At 44.3% G+C, this 22,920-nt stretch carries 26 protein-coding genes and 2 riboswitches; of the genes, 15 read left to right on the top strand and 11 right to left on the bottom strand.

Annotated elements, in window-relative coordinates:
* Positions 1-266: 266 nt before the first annotated feature.
* On the top strand, positions 267-1,013 hold the full coding sequence (gene map, locus CYJ37_RS03125; protein ID WP_009793665.1) for a type I methionyl aminopeptidase: 747 nt from the start codon (positions 267-269) through the stop codon (positions 1,011-1,013).
* A 44-nt stretch (positions 1,014-1,057) separates the two neighbouring features.
* Here the strand turns inward: map and CYJ37_RS03120 are convergent, their stop codons facing one another.
* Positions 1,058-1,480 carry an organic hydroperoxide resistance protein gene (locus CYJ37_RS03120; protein WP_009793666.1) on the bottom strand — a complete coding sequence of 141 codons (423 nt, stop codon included), beginning with the start codon at positions 1,478-1,480 and terminating at the stop codon, positions 1,058-1,060.
* Between the two features lie 79 nt (positions 1,481-1,559).
* Positions 1,560-2,009: a GNAT family N-acetyltransferase gene (locus CYJ37_RS03115; RefSeq protein ID WP_101547815.1), complete on the bottom strand. Its 450-nt coding sequence runs from the start codon at positions 2,007-2,009 to the stop codon at positions 1,560-1,562.
* Positions 2,010-2,109: 100 nt separating this feature from the next.
* Here CYJ37_RS03115 and CYJ37_RS03110 point away from each other — a divergent pair, with 100 nt between their 5' ends.
* Positions 2,110-2,364: a hypothetical protein gene (locus CYJ37_RS03110; protein WP_101547814.1), complete on the top strand. Its 255-nt coding sequence runs from the start codon at positions 2,110-2,112 to the stop codon at positions 2,362-2,364.
* 57 nt (positions 2,365-2,421) lie between these two features.
* On the opposite strand, the gene CYJ37_RS03105 is transcribed toward CYJ37_RS03110, so the two are convergent.
* Together CYJ37_RS03105 and CYJ37_RS03100 are read right to left on the bottom strand one after the other, a co-directional pair.
* Positions 2,422-3,189, bottom strand: a complete 768-nt coding sequence (locus CYJ37_RS03105) for a CPBP family intramembrane glutamic endopeptidase (protein ID WP_009793669.1) — start codon at positions 3,187-3,189, stop codon at positions 2,422-2,424.
* Between the two features lie 110 nt (positions 3,190-3,299).
* Positions 3,300-4,145, bottom strand: coding sequence for a YitT family protein (locus CYJ37_RS03100; protein ID WP_374703147.1), 846 nt, complete (start codon positions 4,143-4,145; stop codon positions 3,300-3,302).
* 602 nt (positions 4,146-4,747) lie between these two features.
* On the opposite strand from CYJ37_RS03100, the gene CYJ37_RS03095 reads away from it, so the two are divergent.
* The 6 genes from CYJ37_RS03095 (at position 4,748) to CYJ37_RS03070 (ending at position 10,189) form a co-directional block, all read left to right on the top strand.
* Complete coding sequence (locus CYJ37_RS03095) at positions 4,748-5,308, top strand: RNA polymerase sigma factor (RefSeq protein WP_009793671.1); 561 nt, start codon at positions 4,748-4,750, stop codon at positions 5,306-5,308.
* Complete coding sequence (locus CYJ37_RS03090; protein WP_101547813.1) at positions 5,305-6,036, top strand: anti-sigma factor; 732 nt, start codon at positions 5,305-5,307, stop codon at positions 6,034-6,036. The genes CYJ37_RS03095 and CYJ37_RS03090 overlap by 4 nt, the downstream gene beginning before the upstream one ends.
* 237 nt (positions 6,037-6,273) lie before the next feature.
* Positions 6,274-7,617, top strand: a complete 1,344-nt coding sequence (locus CYJ37_RS03085; RefSeq protein WP_180827230.1) for a copper amine oxidase — start codon at positions 6,274-6,276, stop codon at positions 7,615-7,617.
* Between the two features lie 72 nt (positions 7,618-7,689).
* Positions 7,690-8,613, top strand: coding sequence for a class F sortase (locus CYJ37_RS03080; RefSeq protein WP_101547812.1), 924 nt, complete (start codon positions 7,690-7,692; stop codon positions 8,611-8,613).
* 126 nt (positions 8,614-8,739) lie between these two features.
* A complete protein-coding gene (locus CYJ37_RS03075; RefSeq protein WP_022543894.1) occupies positions 8,740-9,462 on the top strand; it encodes a CBS domain-containing protein in 723 nt (240 codons plus the stop codon).
* Between the two features lie 115 nt (positions 9,463-9,577).
* On the top strand, positions 9,578-10,189 hold the full coding sequence (locus CYJ37_RS03070) for a lysophospholipid acyltransferase family protein (protein ID WP_035402537.1): 612 nt from the start codon (positions 9,578-9,580) through the stop codon (positions 10,187-10,189).
* A 14-nt stretch (positions 10,190-10,203) separates the two neighbouring features.
* On the opposite strand, the gene CYJ37_RS03065 is transcribed toward CYJ37_RS03070, so the two are convergent.
* A complete protein-coding gene (locus CYJ37_RS03065; protein ID WP_101547811.1) occupies positions 10,204-10,989 on the bottom strand; it encodes an HAD family hydrolase in 786 nt (261 codons plus the stop codon).
* A 686-nt stretch (positions 10,990-11,675) separates the two neighbouring features.
* A riboswitch (PreQ1 riboswitch) is annotated at positions 11,676-11,718 on the top strand.
* 50 nt (positions 11,719-11,768) lie between these two features.
* Here CYJ37_RS03065 and queC point away from each other — a divergent pair.
* The 3 genes from queC to queE are packed head-to-tail and all read left to right on the top strand — an operon-like array spanning position 11,769 to position 13,618.
* Positions 11,769-12,425 carry a 7-cyano-7-deazaguanine synthase QueC gene (gene queC, locus CYJ37_RS03060; protein ID WP_101547810.1) on the top strand — a complete coding sequence of 219 codons (657 nt, stop codon included), beginning with the start codon at positions 11,769-11,771 and terminating at the stop codon, positions 12,423-12,425.
* Between the two features lies 1 nt (position 12,426).
* Positions 12,427-12,900 (top strand): 6-carboxytetrahydropterin synthase QueD, encoded by a 474-nt coding sequence (gene queD / locus CYJ37_RS03055; RefSeq protein ID WP_101547809.1) that lies wholly within the window; start codon positions 12,427-12,429, stop codon positions 12,898-12,900.
* Positions 12,893-13,618 carry a 7-carboxy-7-deazaguanine synthase QueE gene (gene queE, locus CYJ37_RS03050; protein WP_009793682.1) on the top strand — a complete coding sequence of 242 codons (726 nt, stop codon included), beginning with the start codon at positions 12,893-12,895 and terminating at the stop codon, positions 13,616-13,618. The genes queD and queE overlap by 8 nt, the downstream gene beginning before the upstream one ends.
* Before the next feature lie 377 nt (positions 13,619-13,995).
* Here the strand turns inward: queE and CYJ37_RS03040 are convergent, their stop codons facing one another.
* The gene (locus tag CYJ37_RS03040; RefSeq protein WP_009793683.1) at positions 13,996-14,640 is read right to left on the bottom strand and encodes an SDR family oxidoreductase; all 645 of its coding nucleotides are present in this window, start codon (positions 14,638-14,640) and stop codon (positions 13,996-13,998) included.
* A 285-nt stretch (positions 14,641-14,925) separates the two neighbouring features.
* Between CYJ37_RS03040 and CYJ37_RS03035 the strand changes: the two genes are divergently transcribed.
* Positions 14,926-15,336 (top strand): hypothetical protein, encoded by a 411-nt coding sequence (locus CYJ37_RS03035; protein ID WP_240684124.1) that lies wholly within the window; start codon positions 14,926-14,928, stop codon positions 15,334-15,336.
* A gap of 36 nt (positions 15,337-15,372) precedes the next feature.
* On the opposite strand, the gene CYJ37_RS03030 is transcribed toward CYJ37_RS03035, so the two are convergent.
* A complete protein-coding gene (locus CYJ37_RS03030) occupies positions 15,373-16,644 on the bottom strand; it encodes an ATP-binding protein (protein WP_101547807.1) in 1,272 nt (423 codons plus the stop codon).
* A gap of 122 nt (positions 16,645-16,766) precedes the next feature.
* On the opposite strand from CYJ37_RS03030, the gene def reads away from it, so the two are divergent.
* Positions 16,767-17,345 carry a peptide deformylase gene (gene def, locus CYJ37_RS03025; protein WP_009793686.1) on the top strand — a complete coding sequence of 193 codons (579 nt, stop codon included), beginning with the start codon at positions 16,767-16,769 and terminating at the stop codon, positions 17,343-17,345.
* A gap of 44 nt (positions 17,346-17,389) precedes the next feature.
* Here the strand turns inward: def and CYJ37_RS03020 are convergent, their stop codons facing one another.
* The 3 genes from CYJ37_RS03020 to CYJ37_RS03010 all read right to left on the bottom strand — a co-directional run bounded on the left by CYJ37_RS03020 (position 17,390) and on the right by CYJ37_RS03010 (position 20,691).
* Positions 17,390-17,680, bottom strand: a complete 291-nt coding sequence (locus CYJ37_RS03020; protein WP_101547806.1) for a hypothetical protein — start codon at positions 17,678-17,680, stop codon at positions 17,390-17,392.
* Between the two features lie 236 nt (positions 17,681-17,916).
* Positions 17,917-19,656 carry an AAA family ATPase gene (locus CYJ37_RS03015; RefSeq protein ID WP_009793688.1) on the bottom strand — a complete coding sequence of 580 codons (1,740 nt, stop codon included), beginning with the start codon at positions 19,654-19,656 and terminating at the stop codon, positions 17,917-17,919.
* Between the two features lie 111 nt (positions 19,657-19,767).
* Positions 19,768-20,691, bottom strand: coding sequence for a DMT family transporter (locus CYJ37_RS03010; RefSeq protein ID WP_101547805.1), 924 nt, complete (start codon positions 20,689-20,691; stop codon positions 19,768-19,770).
* Between the two features lie 367 nt (positions 20,692-21,058).
* A riboswitch (SAM riboswitch) is annotated at positions 21,059-21,163 on the top strand.
* 67 nt (positions 21,164-21,230) lie between these two features.
* Between CYJ37_RS03010 and CYJ37_RS03000 the strand changes: the two genes are divergently transcribed.
* The gene (locus CYJ37_RS03000; RefSeq protein WP_084520832.1) at positions 21,231-21,398 is read left to right on the top strand and encodes a Fur-regulated basic protein FbpA; all 168 of its coding nucleotides are present in this window, start codon (positions 21,231-21,233) and stop codon (positions 21,396-21,398) included.
* 16 nt (positions 21,399-21,414) lie between these two features.
* Positions 21,415-22,221 carry an alpha/beta hydrolase gene (locus tag CYJ37_RS02995; RefSeq protein WP_257964156.1) on the top strand — a complete coding sequence of 269 codons (807 nt, stop codon included), beginning with the start codon at positions 21,415-21,417 and terminating at the stop codon, positions 22,219-22,221.
* A 52-nt stretch (positions 22,222-22,273) separates the two neighbouring features.
* Here CYJ37_RS02995 and CYJ37_RS02990 read toward each other — a convergent pair whose 3' ends face one another.
* Positions 22,274-22,855, bottom strand: a complete 582-nt coding sequence (locus tag CYJ37_RS02990) for a TetR/AcrR family transcriptional regulator (protein ID WP_009793694.1) — start codon at positions 22,853-22,855, stop codon at positions 22,274-22,276.
* Positions 22,856-22,920: the final 65 nt, after the last annotated feature.

The following is a 22,920-nucleotide window of genomic DNA, read 5'->3' as shown; positions in this document are numbered from 1 at the left end:
AATCCCTAATAGGAGGAGCTATATACCCAGCATGGCTCCTCTTTTTAGGATATCAGTTTCCTGAATGCGGTTACATGCGGCAGCCTGATACAGGTGCCGTTTTTCTTTGATCTTGGCTTTGCTGAAATACATATTAACCATAGTTTTACGATAATGAGTTCAAAACAATCTGATGCACTGATAGACCTTGTTCATAATGGTTTTTGATTAGAAAAAATTTGTGGTAATCTTATATAGAGATTTCAAAGAGAAGGGAAACACGAAAGATGATAGTGAAAACTGAAGAAGATATTAATGGAATTAAGGAGATCGGCAGCATTGTTGCAAAAATCCGAGATGAACTGATTGAGAAGACAGTGCCTGGCATTACTACAAAAGAGCTTGATGAGCATGCCGGCAGGCTTTTCGAACAATACGGGGCCATATCCGGTCCAAAGGGAGAATATGACTTTCCCGGCTACACATGCATCAGTGTAAATGAAGAGGTTGCTCACGGAATACCGGGCAGCCGCATCATCAAGGACGGTGATCTGGTCAATATAGATGTCTCGGGATCAAAGAATGGCTATTTTGCGGATACAGGCCTTTCTTTTGTGGCAGGAGACGAAGCTGATGACACCTTGAAAAAGCTTTGCAGGACAGCCCAGCTGGCATTTGATGCCGGCCTTAAAAAAATCAGGCCGGGAAAAAAGCTGAACGGAATAGGAAAAGCTGTTCATCAGACAGCTGTCAATGAAGGATTTACAGTTATCATGAACCTGACTGGCCATGGAATCGGCCGTTCACTGCATGAAAAACCTGACCATGTCCTTAATTATTTTGATTCATGGGATACAGGGCTTCTCAGGGAGGGGATGGTCATTGCGTTTGAGCCGTTCATTTCAACAGCAGCTGAGGAAGTAGTGGAGCTTGGTGATGGATGGACCTACGTTACCGAAGAAAAAAGCTTTGTCGCTCAAATCGAGCATACCCTTATAGTGACCAAAGAAGGCCCGGTCATTGTTACATTATAGAAGAATAGGAAAATCCCCCGGATCATCCGGGGGATTCTTCGCGCTTAATAGGTTTCTGTGTTTACAGTAACTTCTATATTGCCTCTTGTAGCTCTGGAATAAGGGCAGACACCATGTGCCTTTTCTGTCAGCTCCTTCGCTTCCTCAAGGGATACGCCGCTGACTGCCGCATTCAAAACCACCGCAAGGGCAAGGCCGCCATCGTTTTCTTTCCCGATTGTCACTTCAGCTGTTACCTTTGATTCAATTTTCTTACGGTCCTGCCGGGCTACTAGATTAAGGGCACCATCAAAGCAGGAGGCATAGCCGGCTGCGAAAAGCTGCTCAGGATTCGTTCCATTTTCTGTTCCATTTCCGCCTAAAGACTTTGGCATGGATAGGTTAAAATCAAGATTGCCGTCATCAGTACGTACCTTCCCGCTGCGTCCGCCCTCAGCCGTTGCTTTTGCTGTGTACAATTTGTCCATGTTCCTCACTCCTGTCCATTTTCTTTCACTATATTGTTCCCTAATCACGAAAAGCGAAACCGGGGAAACATATTGAGGTTCAAAAGTGCAAGCTGAGCCTGATCATGTCCCGGCAGACTATTCCGTTTTCACAGATTTCATCAGGGTAACGTCTGGTGAAATAATCAAAATCGATTCCTGTTATCCGGAATCCATGCTTCTGATATAATCCAAGCTGCTGTACGCTTGAATTCCCTGTTCCGATTTCCAGGGTAAGGCATCCTGATGACTCTGTATATTTAATCGCATGCTTCAATAGCTGTGTCCCAATTCCACGGCTCCGCGCATGTTCATATACGGCCAAATTGATGATCTCTGCTGTTTTTGGCCTGGTAAGAAGAAGGATGCAGCTTCCTGCCAGATCTTCCCCCTCGTACGCTCCCCAGCAAATCCCTTTAGCTGCATACTCCCTGACAGCTTCAGCAGAAGGATCTGCCAGCAGCAGCAAGTCCAGCGGAGGCTGTTCCAGCATTTTTATAATAGCAGCCATCTTATCACCTTTCTTTTCAGTTTATAAATGATTATAAATTCTGTTTAGCTTTCACGATTATTTGCCAAGATGATATCAGGCAGAAAGCAGGTGAGAAAGCATGGAAAAAACAGAAGTTTTTAAAATACTAATGTTAATAGAAAGCAGCTATCCATTATGCCGCTTTAGAAATGAAACGGTCGAACAGTGGTTCAGCCAATGTAATGCCCTTATATATGAAGATGTTCTCCAGCATGTTTGCGGGCATATTCGAAGCAGGCCGTACCCGCCAAGTTTTCGGGATGCGGCAGGATTTACTGCAGAAGGAAAGTCTGCTGATTGGATGGAAGAGTACATACTGCCTAAAGAAATCTAAATACATCTTGCCGCTGTCATATCTAAAAATGTGTTCAGCTGCAGGAATCGCTGGTCCTTACTGCTTCCTTGAATTTGCGGCAAGCGGGGCTAGGATGACATGAAGGACGATATCTGCACAAAAATGGGACAGCATGGCCATTTCAATCCCATACTTCCAATATAAGTAGCCAAAAAGGATGCCGGGCACCATATTGAGGAGAATAGTCCGCAGCGTCACGATGAGTGATTTCCCGTATATCTGATAGCTTGCCGGAAGATGGCCTGCACCGAACAAGAAGGCAGCCAAGATTATTCCAGTCCAGTAGATCCAGCCTCCACTGGACAGGAATGAAAGCATATAGACAACCAATGTCATCAGAAACAGCCTCATCAGCACTTCTTCCGATATTCCGCCGTAAAAGGAAGCAAGAAAAGCTTGTTTTCTTGTCGGTGTTTCCGCTTCCGCTTGAGGCATCTTTTTGCTGAATATCCGGTCCAGCAGCAGGATTGCCAAGGCGGATGCTGCACCGCCAAGGATACTAAGCAGCATAACAGGCCATATTGAAAAAGATATCCTCGTGCCATATAAATAATAGTCCAGCAGCGGCCATTGCAAATCTGTCTTTGGAGCCAGATAGGTGCCTGTAAATGAGGCTGCCCCCAGGAGGACTCCAGTCTGCACTGCACCAATCAGTGCAAGCACCGGGAGGGGAGGCAGCTTCTTTTTCGGCTGCTTTTCTGCCGCTTCCTGGATGCGGCCATGCAATATTTTGGTCTGATAAGGAATGACAAGTATGGCTCCAAATACCGAAGCCAGCCAAAAGATATAGAATTCTGTCATCATGAACACCTCTTAAAATTTATAAGTACAAAGATAAGACGGTTCAAAACTGAATTCGTTCATTTATTTTTAAAAATCCACAAAAAAATGAGGCTATCCTGTCCGGGACATCCTCAATGAATATCCTGCTTCTTGAATCTTCCTCCCCGAACCTCGGCAATGTCTCCGACGGCAAGGAAAGCAGAAGGATCAAGCCCCTCAACTATTTCTTTCAGCTTTGCTTCTTCCAGTCTGTTAATGACACAAAATATCACTTTTTTATCATCCCCGGAATAGGCGCCTTCTCCAGAAAGATAAGTTACACCCCGCCCAAGGCGGCTGTTGATGGCATCCCCGATCTGCCTGTAGTTGTCGCTGATGACCCATACTGATTTGGATTCTTCCAGTCCTGTAATTGTAATATCAATGGTTTTGAAAGCAACAAAATAAGCAATGAGAGAATACATAGCCCGGTCCCATGTAAAGACAAACCCTGCACTTCCAAGTATGAACAGATTGATGAACATGATAATTTCCCCAACTGAAAATGGAAGTTTCTTATTGGCCAGTATGGCGAGAACCTCACTTCCATCAAGGGAGCCTCCGTACCGGATGACAATGCCGACCCCGATTCCAAGCACGATTCCTCCAAATACAGATGCCAGGAGGATATCCTGTGTGAAAGCAGGCACTGGATGAAGGAGGGCAGTTGTAATAGAAAGGATGAAAATACCGTAAAGTGTGGAAATCGCGAATGTTTTTCCGATTTGCTTGTAGCCGATAAAGAAAAAGGGGATATTGAGCAGGAAGATGATCAGTCCGAGCTTAACGCCTGTAAGATGGGACAGCATGATTGAAATGCCGACTATTCCTCCGTCAATGACCTGGTTGGGAACGAGGAAAATCTCCAGCCCGACTCCCATAAGGATTGCTCCTATCGTAATGAGGAGAGCACGTTTGAGAATTTTTCCTTTTGTCATTTTCCGGTGTGATTCTCTCAATAGAACTGCCTGCTGTCCAATTTCCAATTCCGTCACCCGCATCCCTCCTTTTCTTTCCTGGCAGCTGGCTGTACTGCCGGCAGCAGGATTATACACTCATATCTTAAACAGTATATTCAATTGTGTTCATCCTAAAACCTTTGAGCAGAATAATAAATAGTATTCTAATCGCCTGTATTTATTATATCCTCATTGGCGTAATATTCACACTATTTAACCTTCAGGCTGATAACAAAAATGCCCGGCTTTTTGGCCGGGCGGGAAAATCCTTAACAGAAGGATAAGGGAGGTATTCATTTGCTTGCCCGCCTCTATATCCGTTAGCAAAGATAAAGAGGCAGGGCCATATTAAAAAGGGGAAAAGCAGGCGGCCTGCAGCCACAAGATCAGTGTATCGTTAAAGTATGAACAAAATATGACCCTTTTAAGACGAAGCCATGAATATGAAAAAAATATAATCTTAACTGATCCAAATTCCTTTTCTTTTCGTTTTTTGCATAGAGCGGGCAGATTTGATTTACTTCCTGCACAGTACTTTCCGATATAATGATAGAGCTAACCTGAAAAGAAGGAGGAATACGATGAGCAGAAGCAATGACAGCTTGCTTTATGAAAAGATACTTCGTAAAGATAAGCAGGCACTAGAGGATCTGTATGACAAATACGAGAAAATCCTATTCTCTTTCTTATATAAAATGACAGAAGACAGAGATTTGTCAGAGGAAGCCCTTCAAGAAGTGTTCTTAAAAATCTGGCGAGGCAAGGGACATTATACCGAAGACAAAGGAAAATTCAGTTCATGGCTGTTTACAATGGCGCGCAATACAGCTATTGATATCATCCGGAAAAAGGAGAAGGGTCCTGTTCCTATTGACGAAATTCAGCCGGCCGCCAGCCTGGAAAGCTCGGCGGAAGAGCAGACAGAGTGGAAAGAAGAAAGAATGAAGGTACATAGTGCAGTCTCAAAACTGTCTGAAGACCAAAAAGGGATTATTGATCTTATTTATTTTAAAGGTTTCACACAGCAGAAAATTTCTGAATCCTGCAATATTCCACTTGGAACTGTCAAAAGCAGGGCAAGGCTGGCACTTAGGAATCTCCGAAAATTTCTTGATGCTGCGGAAGGGAGGGAGAAGGCATGAACAAAGATTATTGCGAACTATCAATTGACTACTTTAATGGCACACTCTCAGAGGAAGAAAAACAGGCATTCGAACAGCATCTGCTGACTTGCGAAGAATGCAGGGCAGAAATGGAGGATTTGAAAATGCTATCCGGCCATCTTCCCTTCCTTTCAGAGGAAGTCCAGCCTCCAAAGGGCATGAAAGACCGTATATTTAAAGAAATATTCCCAAATGAAGAAAAGCAGACAGCAGCTAAGGAAGACAAAGTTGATGAGCCGGCAGGACTGACTTCAAAACAGAAGAGAAAATGGCAGATGCCAGCATTAGCTGCGGCACTCCTTCTATCTGTCATTGGAAATGGCTATGCAGTAATAAAGCTCTCTGAGAAAGAGCCTGTACAAAGGGCGGAAGAAAAAATCTCTTCTATTGCCCTGCAGCCTGGGGAAAACTTCGACGGCAATGCTGAAGCCTATCTCATACAGGAGAGTAATGGCTTGAAAGTCATTGTTAATGCAGAAGGGCTAGAACAGACTGAAGGAGAACAGGTATACCAGGTGTGGCTGATTAATGGCGGCAATCCTGTTCCAGCAGGTTCATTTGTACCAGACAGCACCAGTAAAGGTACAGCCTTTTATCAAGCAGCAGACAGCAGCAGTGAAAACTGGGATACCATAGCAGTGACATTGGAGCCAAGAGCAGGCAACTCCCTGCCAGAGGGGCAGATCGTCTTAAGCTCTGAATTATAGCAATAAAAGGCCGGCTTTCCGAATAGGGAGCCGGCTTTCTTTATATGCCGGTGGGCAGGTTGAAGCATCCGGCTTCTTAGATAGAAATGAAGTGTAAATGGCTCTATAAAAACTTCCTGCATGTTTTCATATTGAGAAAATATTAAAAAATGTCTCTATAATGTGATCCAAAAGAAAATCCGCTGCGTTTAGTAGATGTAATCAAAAAAATAACTTATGAAAAGGAGAGTGCATCACATGAATTTGAAACAAAACCTGAAAAAAATGATTATTCCTGTACTGGGGCTTTCACTTTTATTCCCTTCTGCAGGATCTGCCGCAGAACAGACACCAACGGTAAAAACACCAGCAGCCGATCTAAGGGCAGCACTTGATCAGCTTTTATCAGAGCATTATATACTTGCCGTTTCGTCCATGACCAAATCCTTTGAAGGTGCCACGGATGCGGAAGCACTTACAAAAGCGCTGGACCAGAATGCACTCGACATGACACCGGCAATTGCCTCCATATACGGTGAGGAAGGAGCTGCTGAGTTTGAAAGGATTTTCCGGGGACATAACGGCTATGCATACACCTTCGTGCAAGCAGCTAAGAATAATGATGAAGCTGCCAGACAGGAAGCAGAAAAGGAAGTGGAAGAATTTGTTGAGGAATTTTCCACCTTCCTAGGCAAGGCAACAGAAGGGAAGCTGCCGGCAGAAGCCGCTGCAAAAGCAGTCAGCCTCCACGAAGACCAAGTCATTCAAACCTTTGATCATTATGTTGAGGGTGAATACGAGGAAGCATACAAAAGCTTCCGTGAAGGGTACAAGCATATGTTCTCCATCAGCAAAGCACTTTCATCAGCCATCACAGCTCAAATGCCGGAAAAGTTTGCAAATTCTTCTTCTGACACGCCAGCGGCCGATTTGAGGTCAGCCCTTAATAGCCTCGCTTCCGAACACTTTGCATTGGCAGTCATGGGAATGGAAAAAGGATATACTCAGTCAGAGGATTATGATTTCATCACTTGGGCAGAAAATGCCAACACTGCAGACTTCAAGGCGGCCATAGGCAGCATTTACGGTGAAGCTGGTGCACAGCAGTTTGAAAAAGTTTGGCAGACTGACCACATTAATGCCCAGGGCAAAATTGCAGCAGCAGAGCTTGAAGGAGATAAAGAAGCTGCCGAAGCAGCCAGGGCACAGCTTGACAAATTTGCAAAAGATTTCGGCGGATTCCTCGGTGCGGCAACAGATGGCAATCTTCCTGCAGCTGACGCTGAAGCAGCTGTAAAAGCCCATGAAAACCAGGTCCTCATGGCTTTTGACCAATATAAAGCCGGCAATTATGAGGAGTCAGCAGGAACTTTCCGTGAAGGATTTGCTGCTATGTTCACGATCGGGGAAGTACTGGGAAATGCAATTGTCACACAGATGCCTGATAAGTTTGCAGAAGCAGCCATGCCGGAAACTATGCCCAAGACAGGCTTGGGCGGAGCAAGCAATCCTGCAGATGCAGCCACAATTTTATGGAGTGTACTCGGTGTGATGCTTGCAGCAGGAGGAGTATTTTCTCTTAGAAAAAAAGCAGTAAAATAATTGCAGCAAAATTGGGAAGTTCGCTGGCCTCTTCCCGGTTTTGATTTAACCGCGACATAGAGAGGTGAAGCCATGAAAAAACCAGCCGTATTGCTTGCCGGCAGCCTGATCTGTTTTATCATCGGAGGCTTTAGCTATAAGGACAGCAATGAATTAGAGGATCCCCCCATAATTAAACAAAAGCAGGAGCTGGAACTAAAAAAGTCACAAATTAAAAACGAATTCCATTCAGTAGATATAAAGATTCAAACCAAGGAAGAAGAGAATTTGAAAGGGATAGAACCAGCAGCAATAAAAATCCCTTCTCTGGGAATCGAGGCCCCGGTCGGCAAGGTAGGCGTCCTGGAGAATGGCGCAATGGGGGTTCCTGATGACAACGAATCCGCCGGATGGTTCGAACCGGGAATAAAACCTGGAGAAAAAGGAAGCAGTGTCATAGCTGGGCATGTAGACAGTAAAGCAGGACCCGCAGTTTTTTTCTATTTAAAAGATCTTGTAAAAGGGGATGCAGTGATTGTAACAGCACAGGATGGACTAAGCTATACGTTTGAGGTTCAGGAATTAAAAAGCTATCCTTATGACCGCGCACCCATCAGCGAAGTGTTTGGTCCTTCAGACGAACGGAGGCTTAACCTTATAACGTGCACAGGTACTTACAATCGTAAAACAAACACGCATGAAGAAAGGCTTGTTGTTTACACAGTACTTAAGTCAGGACAGGAAGACAAAGCAGAAACCTTGGTAGTACCGCCACCGCCTGAACATGTAAAAATAAGCGGGGGCCTGCTTACCTGGCATGCAGTCAGAAGCGGTGAGATTTCAGGATACCGCATTTACAGCAGCACAGAAAATGGAGACTTCATCCATGCAGCCAGTATTTCATCTCATGACAGAAAGAGCATGGTTATTGATAATGAAGAAGCAACATCCTTCTATATCACAGCAGTCAGCTCATCCGGCAATGAATCTAAACCATCTGAGATTGTCACAAAATAGTATCCATTCAGTATATTTGCTGAGATTATATTAATGAGGAAGATCAATACTTTCTTTTCCGATGTTAGTTTTTCAGCGAATCAGGGAATAAATGAACGAAAGATTTTATTCCTGGGAGAGATTATAATGGCAGAAACAGCAGAGAAAAACCTGTCTGAGCGCTTTGAAGCTGCGTTCAATCGTATTCACAAAGCATTGAAGCAATCAGTTAAAAACGCGCGCACTGACAAATTCCATAAGCTGGTCGATTTGGGGAAAAGCCATTCACTTGTAAGAAGTTACGAGGTTGATCTTTTCCAATTCGCCAAGCTGAGAAACGCAATCGTCCATGAAAAAATAGATCTTGGCTATTATATTGCAGAGCCCCATCTGGAAACAGTTGAAAAGATCGAAAAGATTGCCGATTATTTTGAAAAGCCTAAAACTGCAATCTCGGTAGCAGCCAAGCCGGTCTTTTATTTTTATGAAGAAGGGAAGCTTTCAGATGTGCTTTCGGTTATCAATAGTTTCTCGCATTCACAATTCCCAATTTATAACGAAAAAGAAGAATACAGCTGGCTCCTTACTTCAGCAGAAATCGTAAAATGGATGTCTGAGCATTTCTCTGAGGATACTGTCAGCCTTAAGGAAGTGAAAATCAAGGAACTGTATAACAAGAAATTCAAGCATCAAATCGCCTTTGCTCCAGCAGATTTAGATATCTTTGAAATTGAAAATATGTTCGAGGACCATCATGCAAAGAATGAAAAGCTGGAAGGGATCATTGTTACAGAGCATGGCGGATATAATGAAAAACCGCAAGGCTTCATTACTTCCTGGGACCTCCTTGAAGTGGATTCATTTGAATGAGGAAAGAACGGGCTCCTAAATAGCCCGTTCTTTATTTTCGTAAAATTTAGTACCAGATACTAATAATTGGTGTTAAAATAATGATAAATCTTGTCAACAAGGGAGGGTCAGCATGATGTATAATTTTTTTGCCCGGCTGGCTAATGCAGTTTTTAAATCAAGAGGGAAGTTCATTATAGAAGGGAAGGAAAATCTGCCGGATGAAAAAGGGTATGTAATTGCCTGTACACACAGGAGCTGGGTCGATGTAGTCGCACTTGGTGCTGGAGTTTTCCCGGAGCAGATTCACTTCATGGCAAAAAAAGAACTGTTTGAAAAGAGTTTGGCAGGCAAGTTCTTGACAAGCATCAATGCTTTTCCTGTTAATAGGGAAAACCCTGGCACAAGCACACTGAAGATTCCTCTCCAGCTTCTGAGAAAGGGGAAGACAGTCGGGATTTTTCCATCAGGCACAAGGTCGAGCGAGGAGGCATCCCTGAAAAGGGGGGCTGTCACAATTGCAAGCATGGCAAAGACGGTGATCGTGCCTGCTGCCTTTTATGGACCTGAAAGCGTCAAAGCACTGCTGTCAGGCAAGCCTATCCTGCTTAAAATCGGACAGCCTATCGACCTGAGCAGCGGCAAAAAAGATAAAGATGAACTGTCGCAAATTACGATGCAGCTCTCTGAAACGATGCTGGCTTTGGAAGAAGAGCTGAAATCCAATAAAATAAGCAGCCGGAAATAGTTTCCGGCTGCAATTCAATTTACTATTCCAAGCTCTTTCAGCCCATTAAAAATGCCGGAATCTGACACTGTGGTCGTCTTTTTGTCTGCATACTCCAACAGGTCAGGATGTGAATTGCCCATTGCGATTCCTACACCGGCATATTTCAGCATTTCTTTATCATTCATTCCGTCGCCAAAAGCAATCGAGGCCTCCCGGGGGATGCCAAGCTCTTTCATGACGACCTCCAGGGCATAACCTTTATTGACTGTATCGCGGATCACGTCATAACAGTCGCGCATTCCATCTACATTAACCTGGGAAAGGTGAATTCCATTCCTTTCATAAAGATGCTGTTCTCCTTCTTTAAGAGAGAGGACTGTCATTCCAAGAATCTGATCGAAGTGCTCAGGCTTGATCAGTGCGTTTTTGTTAAGATGGAACTTGGCAAGGAAGTCTTTCATTTTACCGGCATCTTTGTCGGTCAATAAGTTTTGTTCACTCGAATAAAGCACTGCTTGATGATTATACTCTATTGCCGTCTGCAAATACTCTTCAATCACTGGCCGGTCCATCGGCTTATCCAGGACCGTTTTGCCTTTGTGGACGGCAAAGGCCCCATTATATCCGATAAAAGAGGAAATGTTCAGCTCTTTTCCGATTTCTGCTATTTCATGCAATGGCCTGCCGGTGGCAAGGAACACTTCGATGCCTTTTTCTTTTGCCTGTGCGACTGCATGCCTGGTCGATTCCTGTATGGTATCATCAGGACGAAGAATGGTGCCGTCAATATCCAAAAAAATAATTTGATAAGCTGTCATGTCAATACTCCTTGCGGCTGGTTATTTAAAGGGGATTCTAGCACAAAAAAGGGGAGAAATCCATTTTTCCGGCATAAAACAAAAAGCGCCGGATTCTGCCGGCGCTTTCTGCTCCTTACCGTATTATCATATAGCGGCCATAGAACTGCGGACCCTTTGACCGGTAAGCAAAATTGATCTTTCTCTCAATGCCAAACGATAAACGAGAAGTCGCTGTTAACCGAATCATCGATACCAGTCCCTCCTGATTAGTTTTGGCCTTGCCTCGATGTCACGGAGGATGGGGATTAAAAGGCAAAGACAGCTTCGTAATAGCCATTAACGAGAAAAAGCGTCAATTCCCTGAATAGGCGCTTTTTCTCAATCCTCCAAAAGGATCATGGAAACCAGACATCAAAGCCGAATCGATGTTTACGTATATCGATTCAGGACAAGTGTCCCAATTGACCTGTCTGTAAAAGTTTCCTCTTGTGCAGCGCCAAATACCAATTTTGAAGTCGCTGTTCTGCGATCCATCGCTTCCAGTCCCTCCTTTAATATTTTGGCTTGCATTATTTATATACCACGTGTCTCATGCATCAAACATTTTTATTAAGAAAAAGAGAATCAATCTTTTATAGACTCATATATTTATGGTAGAATAAAACCTGTCATTTTCGACAACTGCATAAAAATCCGTTCTTGAAACGGTAGAGGTTCTAGCTACCCTCTCAAAAAAACTAAGGAAAACAGCACCGCTTTCTTAGTGGTGCTGTTTTTCTGTTAAAGGAGATCAAACCATGAAAAACGAAAAAGCAATCGTCGTCTTCAGCGGCGGCCAGGACAGCACGACCTGCCTTTTTTGGGCTAAGAAGAACTTCAAAGAGGTGGAGGCAGTCACCTTTGATTACGGCCAAAGGCATATTGCCGAGCTCGAATGCGCCAGAAAAATTGCCGCTGACCTAGCTATCCAGCATCATGTCCTTGACATGAGCCTTTTAAATCAGCTGGCTCCTAATGCTTTGACAAGGAAGGATATCAAGGTAGAGGAGAAGGAGGGGGAGCTTCCTTCAACCTTCGTCCCAGGCCGGAACCTGCTGTTTTTATCTTTTGCAGGGGTGCTTGCCAGCCAGGTTGCAGCGAAGCATATCATTACAGGCGTATGCGAAACAGATTTCAGCGGCTATCCCGACTGCCGCGACCAGTTTGTTAAATCGCTTAATGTCACATTGAATCTTTCAATGGATAGCCAATTTGTCATTCACACACCGCTCATGTGGCTGAATAAGTCGGAAACATGGAAGCTGGCTGACGAGCTGGGGGCGCTTGAATATGTAAGAAAGCAGACTCTGACTTGCTATGAGGGTGTTATCGCTGACGGCTGCGGGGAATGTCCTGCCTGCAGGCTGCGCAAGCGCGGATTGGAAGACTATCTTGCTGAAAGGCAGGGAGTCTGATATGTATGGCTTCCGGATCGTCGACAAGCTTCAGAAGATAAATGAAGATATAAAGCAAAACCAGCTAAGATATCATAGAAAAAGAGTATTAGTAAGCAAGGAATTCACTTTTGATGCTGCCCATCATCTCCATTGCTATGAAGGCAAATGTAAAAACCTTCACGGGCATACCTACAAGGTCATCTTCGGAATCAGCGGGTATGTGGATGAAATTGGCCTTTTGATAGACTTTGGAGATATTAAAGAAATATGGAAAAAACAAATTGAAGTCCACCTTGACCATAAATATCTGAATGAAACACTTCCTCCGATGAACACCACAGCTGAAAATATGGTTGTCTGGATTTATGAGCAAATGTCTGCCTGCCTAAAGGATTACTCGCCGCAGCAGGATGCAAAGGTCGAATTCGTGAGATTGTTTGAAACTCCGACCAGTTATGCAGAGGCGAGGAGGGAGTGGATGGAGAATGAGTAAGATTCCAGTCATGGAGATTTTCGGGCCTACCATCCAGGGTGAGGGGATGGTCATCGGCCAGAAGACAATGTTCGTCAGGACCGCCGGGTGCGACTATTCATGCTCGTGGTGTGATTCTTCCTTCACTTGGGATGGAACAGGCAAGGAGCTGATCAGACAGATGGATGCAGAAGAAATCTGGAATGAACTTAAGGCAATCGGCGGGGAAGGCTTCTCATTCGTCACGATTTCCGGCGGCAATCCTGCCCTCCTTAAAAATCTCGACAAACTGATTAGCCTGTTAAAAAAAGAAAATATTCAACTCTGTCTGGAAACACAGGGCAGCCGCTGGCAGGACTGGTTCTATTCCATAGATCAGCTGACAATCTCGCCAAAGCCGCCAAGCTCTGGCATGATAACAGACTTCGAAATTCTTGATGATATTTTTGAAAGACTGGCAGATCGCTTTACACACCAGGTGAGCTTGAAGGTGGTTATTTTTGACGAGAATGATTTTGAATACAGCAAAAAGGTAATGAAGCGATATCCAGGAATTCCACTTTACCTGCAGGCAGGCAACGAACATTTGTCTGCTGCAAATAATGACGAATTCCTGAGCCAGCAGCTGAAGAAATACAGCTGGCTGATCGAAAAAGCAATGCTTGAAGAAGAAATGAAAGAAGTCAGGGTTCTGCCCCAGCTGCATACATTTGTGTGGGGGAATATGAGAGGGGTATGATTGGTGCGGTTATAGTACAGCCGTAATCGGCTAGAAGTATGGAGAAAAAATAATAGAGAACAGTTGATGGCAGTGCAAGGCACGTAGACTCCTGCGGGAGATAGCGGCAAGGCTGAGACCCCGCATGAGCGGAGCGAAGAGGGCTCAGCGCCGCCCCGCGGAAAGCGAAGTGCCTGGAACGGAAATCAACACCCCTATTACTGGTAAACCAAAATAGAAGCAGACCACACTGGCTTTCTTTACCAGGTATCTTATCTTCAACGATCTATATCATTCCAATGTGGAGTATTGATAAAGTCTAAAGATTCTTTTTCTAAATCCTATCTCACACAAATATAAAAAGCCAAAAGCAGCAACCCTGCTTTTGGCTTTCTTCCTTATACCTGCTTCAATGCTTCCTTAATCGGTGTTTCCCCGTTCAGGATTTCAAATGTTTTCTTATAGGTATTCTCAAGGTCAACCGCTTCTGCCAGGACCGCTGCGACATCTTCACGGGTGATCTCCCTTGAGCTGAATTCCTTGATCTTTTCTTCCAGCAGAATTTTCCCCGTCGCAGGCTCATTAAGAAGTCCGCCCGGACGTACGATTGTATAATCCAGCCCTGATGAACGCAGATGATCGTCAGCAAGTTTCTTAGCCACAAAATAATGCTTCATGGATTCTATCCCTGTATCAGGAGTGTCCGCATTCATGCTGCTGACAAGAAGAAAGCGGCTGATATTATGCTCTTTCGCCTGATCAATCGTCTTGATTGCACCCCAAAGGTCTATGAGTATGGTCTTATCCGCACCTGTGTGCCCGCCGGAACCCGCAGTGAATATAACACTGTCCACTCCTTCGAAAGCGTGCGAGAAGTCTTTTTCCAAGTCACCAATGACCACTTCATCGGCACCGAGTTCTCTCAATTCGCTTTCCTGCTCTTCTTTACGAACCATGGCAACTGACTTATGTTCAGTTTCTGCCAGTTTCTCAATCAGATGTCTGCCTATTTGCCCATTTGCTCCAACAATCAGGATTTTCATGTTACATTCTCCTTTCCAAGTACACATTTGTATAATAACAATCTACCCTGATAGACCCAAAACATTCCGCCTGCAGCATATCCCCTAACAGGAAATAAGAAATATTTCTTGGGAAAGCGCATAATCTGACACGCCTGCCCTTTTTCTTACCGAAAAAATAAGCATGCTGGCGTTTTATGGCGCATCAGCTCGAAAGACGACTTATTGGGTGCGATTTGTTATAATAGAACCCAGACGAAACCTCATGTACTATTGGATGGTTTCGGTTTTGGAGGTGTAATATTCATGCTGCAAACAGCCAAAACACTTATAAATGCAGATGAAATAGAGGATATGCTGTTAAAGATGGTGGAAAAAGCGTATTTGGACATCAAGGACGACCCGATGCTGCTCTGCATAGACTGCAGCGATGTAGACCTGTATGTAGCTTCTTCAGGCAATCTGGAATTTGAAGAGCTGATAAAGGCCAATTTTAAGCTGGATGAATACGGAGACCCCTTAGACAATAAAGAATACCAGACATTAATGTGTGAGCTTCATGACTGTTTTATAGAGCTTCATAAATCGAGCGGAATGTTCGATTATTTCCCTGAAGGTGAATATGAGGTAAAAGGAGAAAAAAGAGATTCAGAAACAGATATGCTGGGGCCAAAAGGAGTCTTTTTTGCTCCGTTTGAGGACGCACTGCTTATATAAAAAGGAACGCTGCCTTATTGGGCAGTATTCCTTTGGTTACAATGGCTGATTTGGATGCTGTCCGCTGGATTCTCTTTCAGCTGCAGGGAAAATCAGTATAAATTCAGTCCCTTTATTCTTTTCGCTGATGATTTCGTAATGCCCGTCAAGCCGTTTGATGATATCAAATGAAATAAGCAGCCCCAGGCCAGTGCCTTTCGTTTTAGTTGAATAATAGGGGCTGCCCAGCTGTTTGAGCTGTCCAGGTGAAAGACCTGAGCCCTCATCTTTTATTTTTACGGAAACTTGCTTCTGATCCTGCTCTGCGGTCACAATGATAGAACCTCCGTCAGGCATTGATTCTACCCCATTTTTTATAAGATTGATCATCAGCTGCTTAAATTCATTTGCATTGCCATATATATATAAATCATCCTGGGTACGACATCTGATTTCTGCTTGGGATAAAAGGGCAAAAGGCCTGATGAATTCGGAAATTTCCCTCACTAGATCTGTTACCGGCAGCTTTTCCTTTGAGGATATCGAAGGTTTTGCGAGCGAAAGGAAATCTGAAATAATATGATTCGCCCTGTCAAGCTCTTCAAGTGAAGTTGCTACATATGACCGCTGGCCGTCCGTCAGGTTTTGCTCTTCCTTCATAAGCTGCAGAAATCCTCTGATTGTCGTCATGGGATTTCTGATTTCATGGGCAACAGAGGCTGCAAGCTGGCTGATCGCATTGGATTTGTCTGCTGTTTGTAGTTTCTCAGCCATTTCTGAGTGCAATCTGTACATTTCCATAATATAAATGGCAGCACAAAGGCTTATAAATGATAAAAGAAAGAAAAGGGCAAGGTTCACTGCATGCTGAATATGGCCAGTCTGCAGGAAATATATCAGCCTGGTAAACGTGATTAAAAAGTAAAAAGCAAAAGCAACCAAGGTTTTACCAAGGATGTTGATCTTCTGATATTTTTTCCGGATAAACAGCATCGGTATTGATATAATAAAATAATTTATGAGAGTTACATAAAGATTATCTATATTAAAAAGGGCCATGAGAATCAGAAGGGCCGCGATTGACAAATACCCTCCGACAGGTCCAAGATAGAAAAAACAAAAAAATACAGGTATGAACTTCATATCAAATTCAAGGCCATTGGACATTCTCACAGGAAATGCCAGTGTCAGCACCAGGGAGGCAGCAGCAGCAAAAAACATGACCCATGCTCTTTTTTCATGCTTTATGCTAACATTGTGCATAAGCGGGATGATCATCATGATAAAAAAATGAAGAAATAGATTTTCAGCAAACTCCCGCAACTTCATCAGCCTCCACACTTAAAGTCCTGTCAAAAACATTATAGCAAATATTTTGAAAATGGATAGACGGCATTTTAAAGAGCCTGCAAAGGACTTTACACATTACAAAAAACAAAGGAATGGTAGTTATGGACAGCCAGGACAGAAAAATGATTAGAATGAAAGACATTGTCAGAGAAGGAGATCCTATACTTCGGCAAAAAACAGCTGAAGTGGCGGTCCCTCTCAATCAGGAAGACCATGTTATCATGGAGATGATGATGGAATATCTAAAAAACAGCCAGGATCCTGAATTGGCCTACAAATATCAGCTCAGGCCCGGAGTCGGCCTTTCAGCCAACCAGATAGGGGAGGATAAGAGAATGTTTGCTGCCTTCTTCAGGGATGAAAAAGGGGAAGTAAAAGAGCTGAGGGTCTTTAACCCTAAAATCATCAGCCACTCTGCTGCAATGGTTTATCTTCCGGAGGGTGAGGGCTGCCTCTCTGTTGACAGGGAGGTTAAAGGCTATGTTCCCCGCTATGAAAGAATCAAGATCAAATATTCCGATGAAAAAGGGGAGCAGGTAGAGATGCGCCTAAAAGGGATTGCGTCTGTCATCGTCCAGCATGAAATTGACCATCTGAACGGCATCATGTTTTATGACCGCATCAACAAAGAAAATCCATTCGAGCTGCCTGCAGGTGCATCAGCTGCTGAATTGTTTTAAGATGGAGAAAAACAGCAAAAAAGGAGCGGAAACGCTCCTTTTTTTTAATATGGGTCGTTATCTGTGAAAGAAACCGAAGAAATGGCCTGTTCAATTGCCCGGTACGCCTGGCCGAAGGCTGCTGATGAGGAAGGGGTCCCTTCATTCAGAAGCTCTTTACTGCTGTTTCGGGCATGGGTCAGACTGTTGATGAGATCCTGGATCATAATCTTTTTATTCCCGGCTGTTTCTTTTAGTGCTTCAAGTTCTTGGATGCACGAATCCAGATCCAGTGACTCAGGATGATCAAAATTTTCCTCCAGCAGCTGTTTAATGTGCTCTAATTGTTCTTTCATATTGAATTCTCCTTTCAGACTCTAAATAGAAACAGCATCAACTTATTCTTCATCAATGAACGAATGAGGCATGGCTTATAGGGACTGTACCCGGCAGGAGCCTCTATTTTTTCTGATAAACCTTTGCAATTCCTACACCGCTAGTATGGCTGTTCTTCAATGCTTTATACTGGAATATAGGCAAAGCGTTTTTTATCAAAAAAAAGAAAGCAGCCGAGGGCTGCTTTCTGCTGATTCTATACTGTCACAAGTTCTGCCTCATGCTGCTTCGATGGTTCGCCAACAATTTCCTGAACCTCTGCACCTTCCAGTGTCTCTTTCTTCAGAAGGGCCGCAACCAGGCATTCAAATTCATATTCATTCGTTTTAATGAGCATTTCTGTTTTAGCTAGAGCCTGCTGGAACAGCTCTTGCATCTTGGCTTCCTTTTCCGCTTTGACAAAGGTCAGGTTGAAACCGTCCTGGAATAAGCCGATTTCCACCATTTGCTCAAGTATATGCTTGGCCTGCTGGACATCGCCGCTGACACCGATGCTATGCTCGCCGAGATACAGCCTTTCTGCAACTCCGCCAGCAAGAATCATGCTGACCTGGTCAAGCAGCTCACTGCTGGTGGACAGATGAAGCTCCTTTGGTATGGGTGCAACATATCCGAGCGCCTGTCCACGTGGTATGATTGTTGCTTTTCTTACTGAGCCAGGCTTGGTGATGGCGGCAATCAAGGCATGTCCGGCTTCATGGATGGCAACCCTCTTTTTAGTCTCGGGGTCCTGAAGCGGGCGTGTTGTGCTTCCAAGCACCGTCCGGTCAATGGCAAAATCAAGGTCTTCTTTATCTATTTTTTCTTTCCCGTTCCGGATGGCTCTTCTGCTGGCTGTCTCAAAGAGAGAGCTGATGTCAGCCCCTGAGAAGCCGGAAGTGCTTTCTGCCAGTGCAGGCAGGGAAGCTGCTACATCTTCTGCCAGAAGCTTGCCTTTTGTGTGAATGCTGATGATTTCCTGCCTTCCTTTTGTATCCGGAAGCGGAACTAGGAAAGAGAAGTCAATCCTGCCTGGACGGAGGAATGCATCATCCAGCATATCCTTGCGGTTTGTAGCAGCGATGAACAGGATGCCGTCATTTGAATGGCCGCCGTCAAGCTGGACAAGCAGCTCAGTCAATGTTTTCTCGCTTTCGTCCCCGCCATGCTGCTTCCGCTTGCCTGCAAGGGCATCGACTTCATCAATGAAGACAACTGCAGGTGAGTGCTTTCTGGCGTTCTGGAATAAGCTTCGGACCCTTGAGGCGCCTACGCCGACGAACATTTCATTAAAAGAAGATCCGCTGGTTGAAAAGAATGAAGCGCCGATTTCCTTGGCAATCGCCTGGGCAAGCAGCGTCTTGCCTGTACCCGGAGGTCCATAAAGCAGGATTCCCTTTGGCGGCTTCACACCAAGCTGGATTGATGCTTCCCTGTCTTTAATGATGGAAAGTGTCTGGAGGATTTCCTCCTTCATTTCATCCTGAAGGCCGCCAATATCATCCATTGTGATGGAAGGAAGGGGCTTTGCCTTGCTGGCGCTGTTTTTCATCGAATTGGCGGTGGATATTCCTTTGCCGGATTTATGAAGGTAAAGGCCAATCCCTGCAAAAAGGATCAGTGTTCCACCCAAAATCCAGAATGTAAATGGATTTGCGGAAGAATAGCTGTACTGGATATTGTAATTTTCAATCAGTTTAGCAACCATTTGGCTGTTTGGAGGCACCTGTGACACATACTCAGCTGTACCTGCGGTCAAATGGAGAGTGCCATTTTTCATTTCTTTTAATAGGACAGTTTCACTAGGATGATCCTGAATGATATTTTCTATGGAAGAAAAGGGAATGGTAACTTCTTTGCTGCCGGATAGGCTGAACCACAGCGCAGCAGCAGCAATTAGAATGGCCAATGAAATAAGGGGGACAGGTTTCGAAATTTTTTTGAAAGTGGATTTCAACAATTTCCCTCCTAAATGAATCTATCTCCATTATAGGAAAACTTGTTCGGACTGTATAGATTTATGCAAGGGAAAAAACATGTAATTTTTGGTAAAGGGTTTTAAATTCTATTATACAGGGTATTTAAAAAGCTTTTTCATAAGGAAGCCGAGTACCGGCTTGTTAACAGCCGACACTCCCATGATGATCAGAACTCCGCCGATGCTGCTGTATAATGGGATTTTTTCCCCGAGAATAAGGATTGCTGCCAGCAGTGTAAACAGCGGTTCCAAATACATCATGACCGAAACCTGTGTCGCTTCGAGCACCTCAAGCGCCCTTCCCCAGTACCAGTAGCCCAGGGCCGATACAAAAATGCCTAGAAACAGCAGGTGCAGCCACCCGTCCAAAGGGAGGGTATACAGTAATTCATACCCCCGATTTCTCAAAAGGAATGGCAGAGTCGCCAAACAGCCTATCAGGCTTGTCCAAAAGGTGACAGCAAGAGAAGAATAGGGAAGTGCAAATTTCTTGGACAAAATCGAATAAACAGCCCAATTAAAGGTACTGAAAAGCAGGAGGAAATAACCAAGACCAGGGCTGAATTGAAGCGTACCCCCTGAATTTTCTGCAGAGATAACCAGAACCCCTGTAACGGCAATCATCATTCCCCCAATTTTAAGGAGCGAAAGCTTTTCAGATAAGAAAAGGAAGGAAAGCAAACTAGTAAAAACAGGTGTGAAAGAGATCATCCAGCCGGCAGCAGAGGCATCCAGGGTGAGCATGGCAGAAGCTTGTACCATTTGATGGATGAACACCCCAAGTACCGAAAGAATAAAAACATGGGCGAAATGCTCTTTTTTTATGTAAAAGGATTCTTTGAATATTGTGAGAAGGCAGCCCAGGAAGATGGCAGCAATCATAAATCTTAAGGAAACCAGGGCACCCGGTGCCAAATAATATACCAGCCATTTGACTGAAACAAATGAAACACCCCAGAACGCAATTGCCAGAAGGGCGTACCATAAAGATAGAATGCGATTGCCCTGCATCATTCCCACCTCCCATATACCTTCTATTATTCTTATTCAAGAAGAATAGAAAATAGACTGAAAGAAGTGATAGACTGTTGCTTTCGCTTCAAGAGATTTGCCTTTGAATATGATGACTTCATCCAAGGGTTTAGACTCCATATGGATGTAACTGAAAAAGAGTTCTCCTGGTTTCCGATGTTCCAGAGGGGGCATTATATATACACTCATGCCGTTAAAATCGGGACCTGTGATTTGCATTTCACTTTCGGACAGGAAACCTATTGGCTATATCAGCTGAATAAAAAGCTGAACAGGAAATTGCAGCAGTACATCTTGACAATCAAAAGAAATTAGCGTATATTTAATTCCAACAAAACTTATAGGAATACTCTTATCCAGAGAGGCGGAGGGAATTGGCCCTATGAAGCCTCGGCAGCAGACTCCTTGCGAGAACTGTGCCAAATCCAACAAGCGGAAGCTTGGAAGATGAGAGAAGCGGCAGCCATACGCGCATAAAGCCTCTTCTGCTTCCGGGCCACCGGTCAGAAGGGGCTTTTTTAATGAAGGAAGAAACTATAATGATAAAAGAAGAAGAGAAAAAGGACCAGCTGATTTCAGAGCTGCTGTCCATGGGTATATACAAACAAGAAGGCCGCCAGCTATTTCAAGTGCCGTACGAAGAACTGTTAAAACTTTATCAGGAAAACAGATCACATATTAATGAATAGAGGGAAGGGACTATATATGTCAGAAAGTATTCTAATACCCTGGAAGGATAAGCACTTGTGCGGATCGCTGGATTTTCCTGCAGGATTCAGCAAGAACCGCCGCTATCCCCTGGTCATCATCTGCCATGGGTTTACAGGAAGCCGTATTGGTGTCGACAGGCTATTTGTTAAAACTTCCAATCGTCTTACTGCAGAGGGGTATCTTGTCCTCCGCTTTGATTATGAGGGCTGCGGGGAGAGTCCGGGTGAGTACGGAGAAACAGGTCTTCCCGATTTGCTGGAGCAGACTTTATCTGCTATCGATTTTGCAGTGAAGCTTGATTATGCAAATCCTCATTCAATTTCTCTCATCGGCCATAGCCTCGGCGGAGCCGTTGCCGTGCTGGCTGCTGCAAAAGATGTCCGCATCCGGAAGCTTATCATATGGTCGGCTTCTGCAAGACCATATCAGGATATCGTCTGCATTGTCGGCAGTGAAAAGGTAAAGGCACTGGACAAGGGAGCTTCACTTGATTATTTGGGCTATCAGCTAACGGACAATTACTTTTCTTCGCTGAAGAGATATGAACCTTTGGAAGAGCTTGCGGCATACAGGGGCGATGTCCTGATTGTACATGGAACAGCAGACCAGGATATTCCGGTATCCCACTCAGGAAGATATGCGGAAGAATTCAGGAAGCGGAAGGAAGGATCATGTTCCTTGCATTATGTTACAGGAGCCTGCCATACCTATTCAGCCGGCCGCTGCTTTGCGGAGCTGATCGAATGCACATCAGAATGGCTCAAAGCTTTCAGGGAGCAGCAGTCATATGCATCTTCATGAACTGAATCAATGCTGAAAATGACCGGATTTTAAAAGATCCGGTCATCTGTGGTCATTTTAGGATTCTATCCAGGTAGCGGCGGAGAGTTTTTTCTATTCTGTCCGGTTTCAGACGTTCAGGCTCGAGCATACTGTGCAGGGCCAGCCCGTCAATGAAACTGTATAACATTTCAGTCTCAAGATCATGATCCTGGCCATCCTTCAGCTCTCCATGGGACTTTAGAAAATCCATCATCTGAACAATCCCCGTATATATTCCCTGCTTCAGGATGCGAAATTCTTCCTTTTGCCTGCTGTATGCAACAAACGCAAACCACACCTCCATTTCTGCCATTTTCTCATCAGTGGTTGGAACAATTTCAAGCAGGACTTGATAAACCTTTTCCCTTGGGGGCAAATCCTTCAATGCAATCTCCGAAACCCTGTTTATCACATTTTCATTTACCAGTTTCATTGCATAGACAAGCAGTTCATCTTGTGTGGAAAAATAGTGGCGCAGGGCGCCAAGAGAAACACCGGCTTCCGCTGCAATATTGCGGACAGACGCACCTTCCACCCCTTTATCCAAAATAACCTGCCAGGTGGCCTGGACGATTCTTTTTTTCCTTTGTTCATGATCAACTATTTTAGGCATAGTCTCAGTGTAGCAGACCGTAAAACAGGTTTCAATTTTTAATAATACACTTGTATCACTAAAAG

The organism is Bacillus sp. UMB0728, assembly GCF_002858875.1.
GTDB lineage: Bacteria > Bacillota > Bacilli > Bacillales > Cytobacillaceae > Bacillus_AB > Bacillus_AB infantis.
The sequence above is the reverse complement of the archived record's forward strand: the minus strand, read 5'-3'. Positions and strand labels throughout refer to the sequence as shown.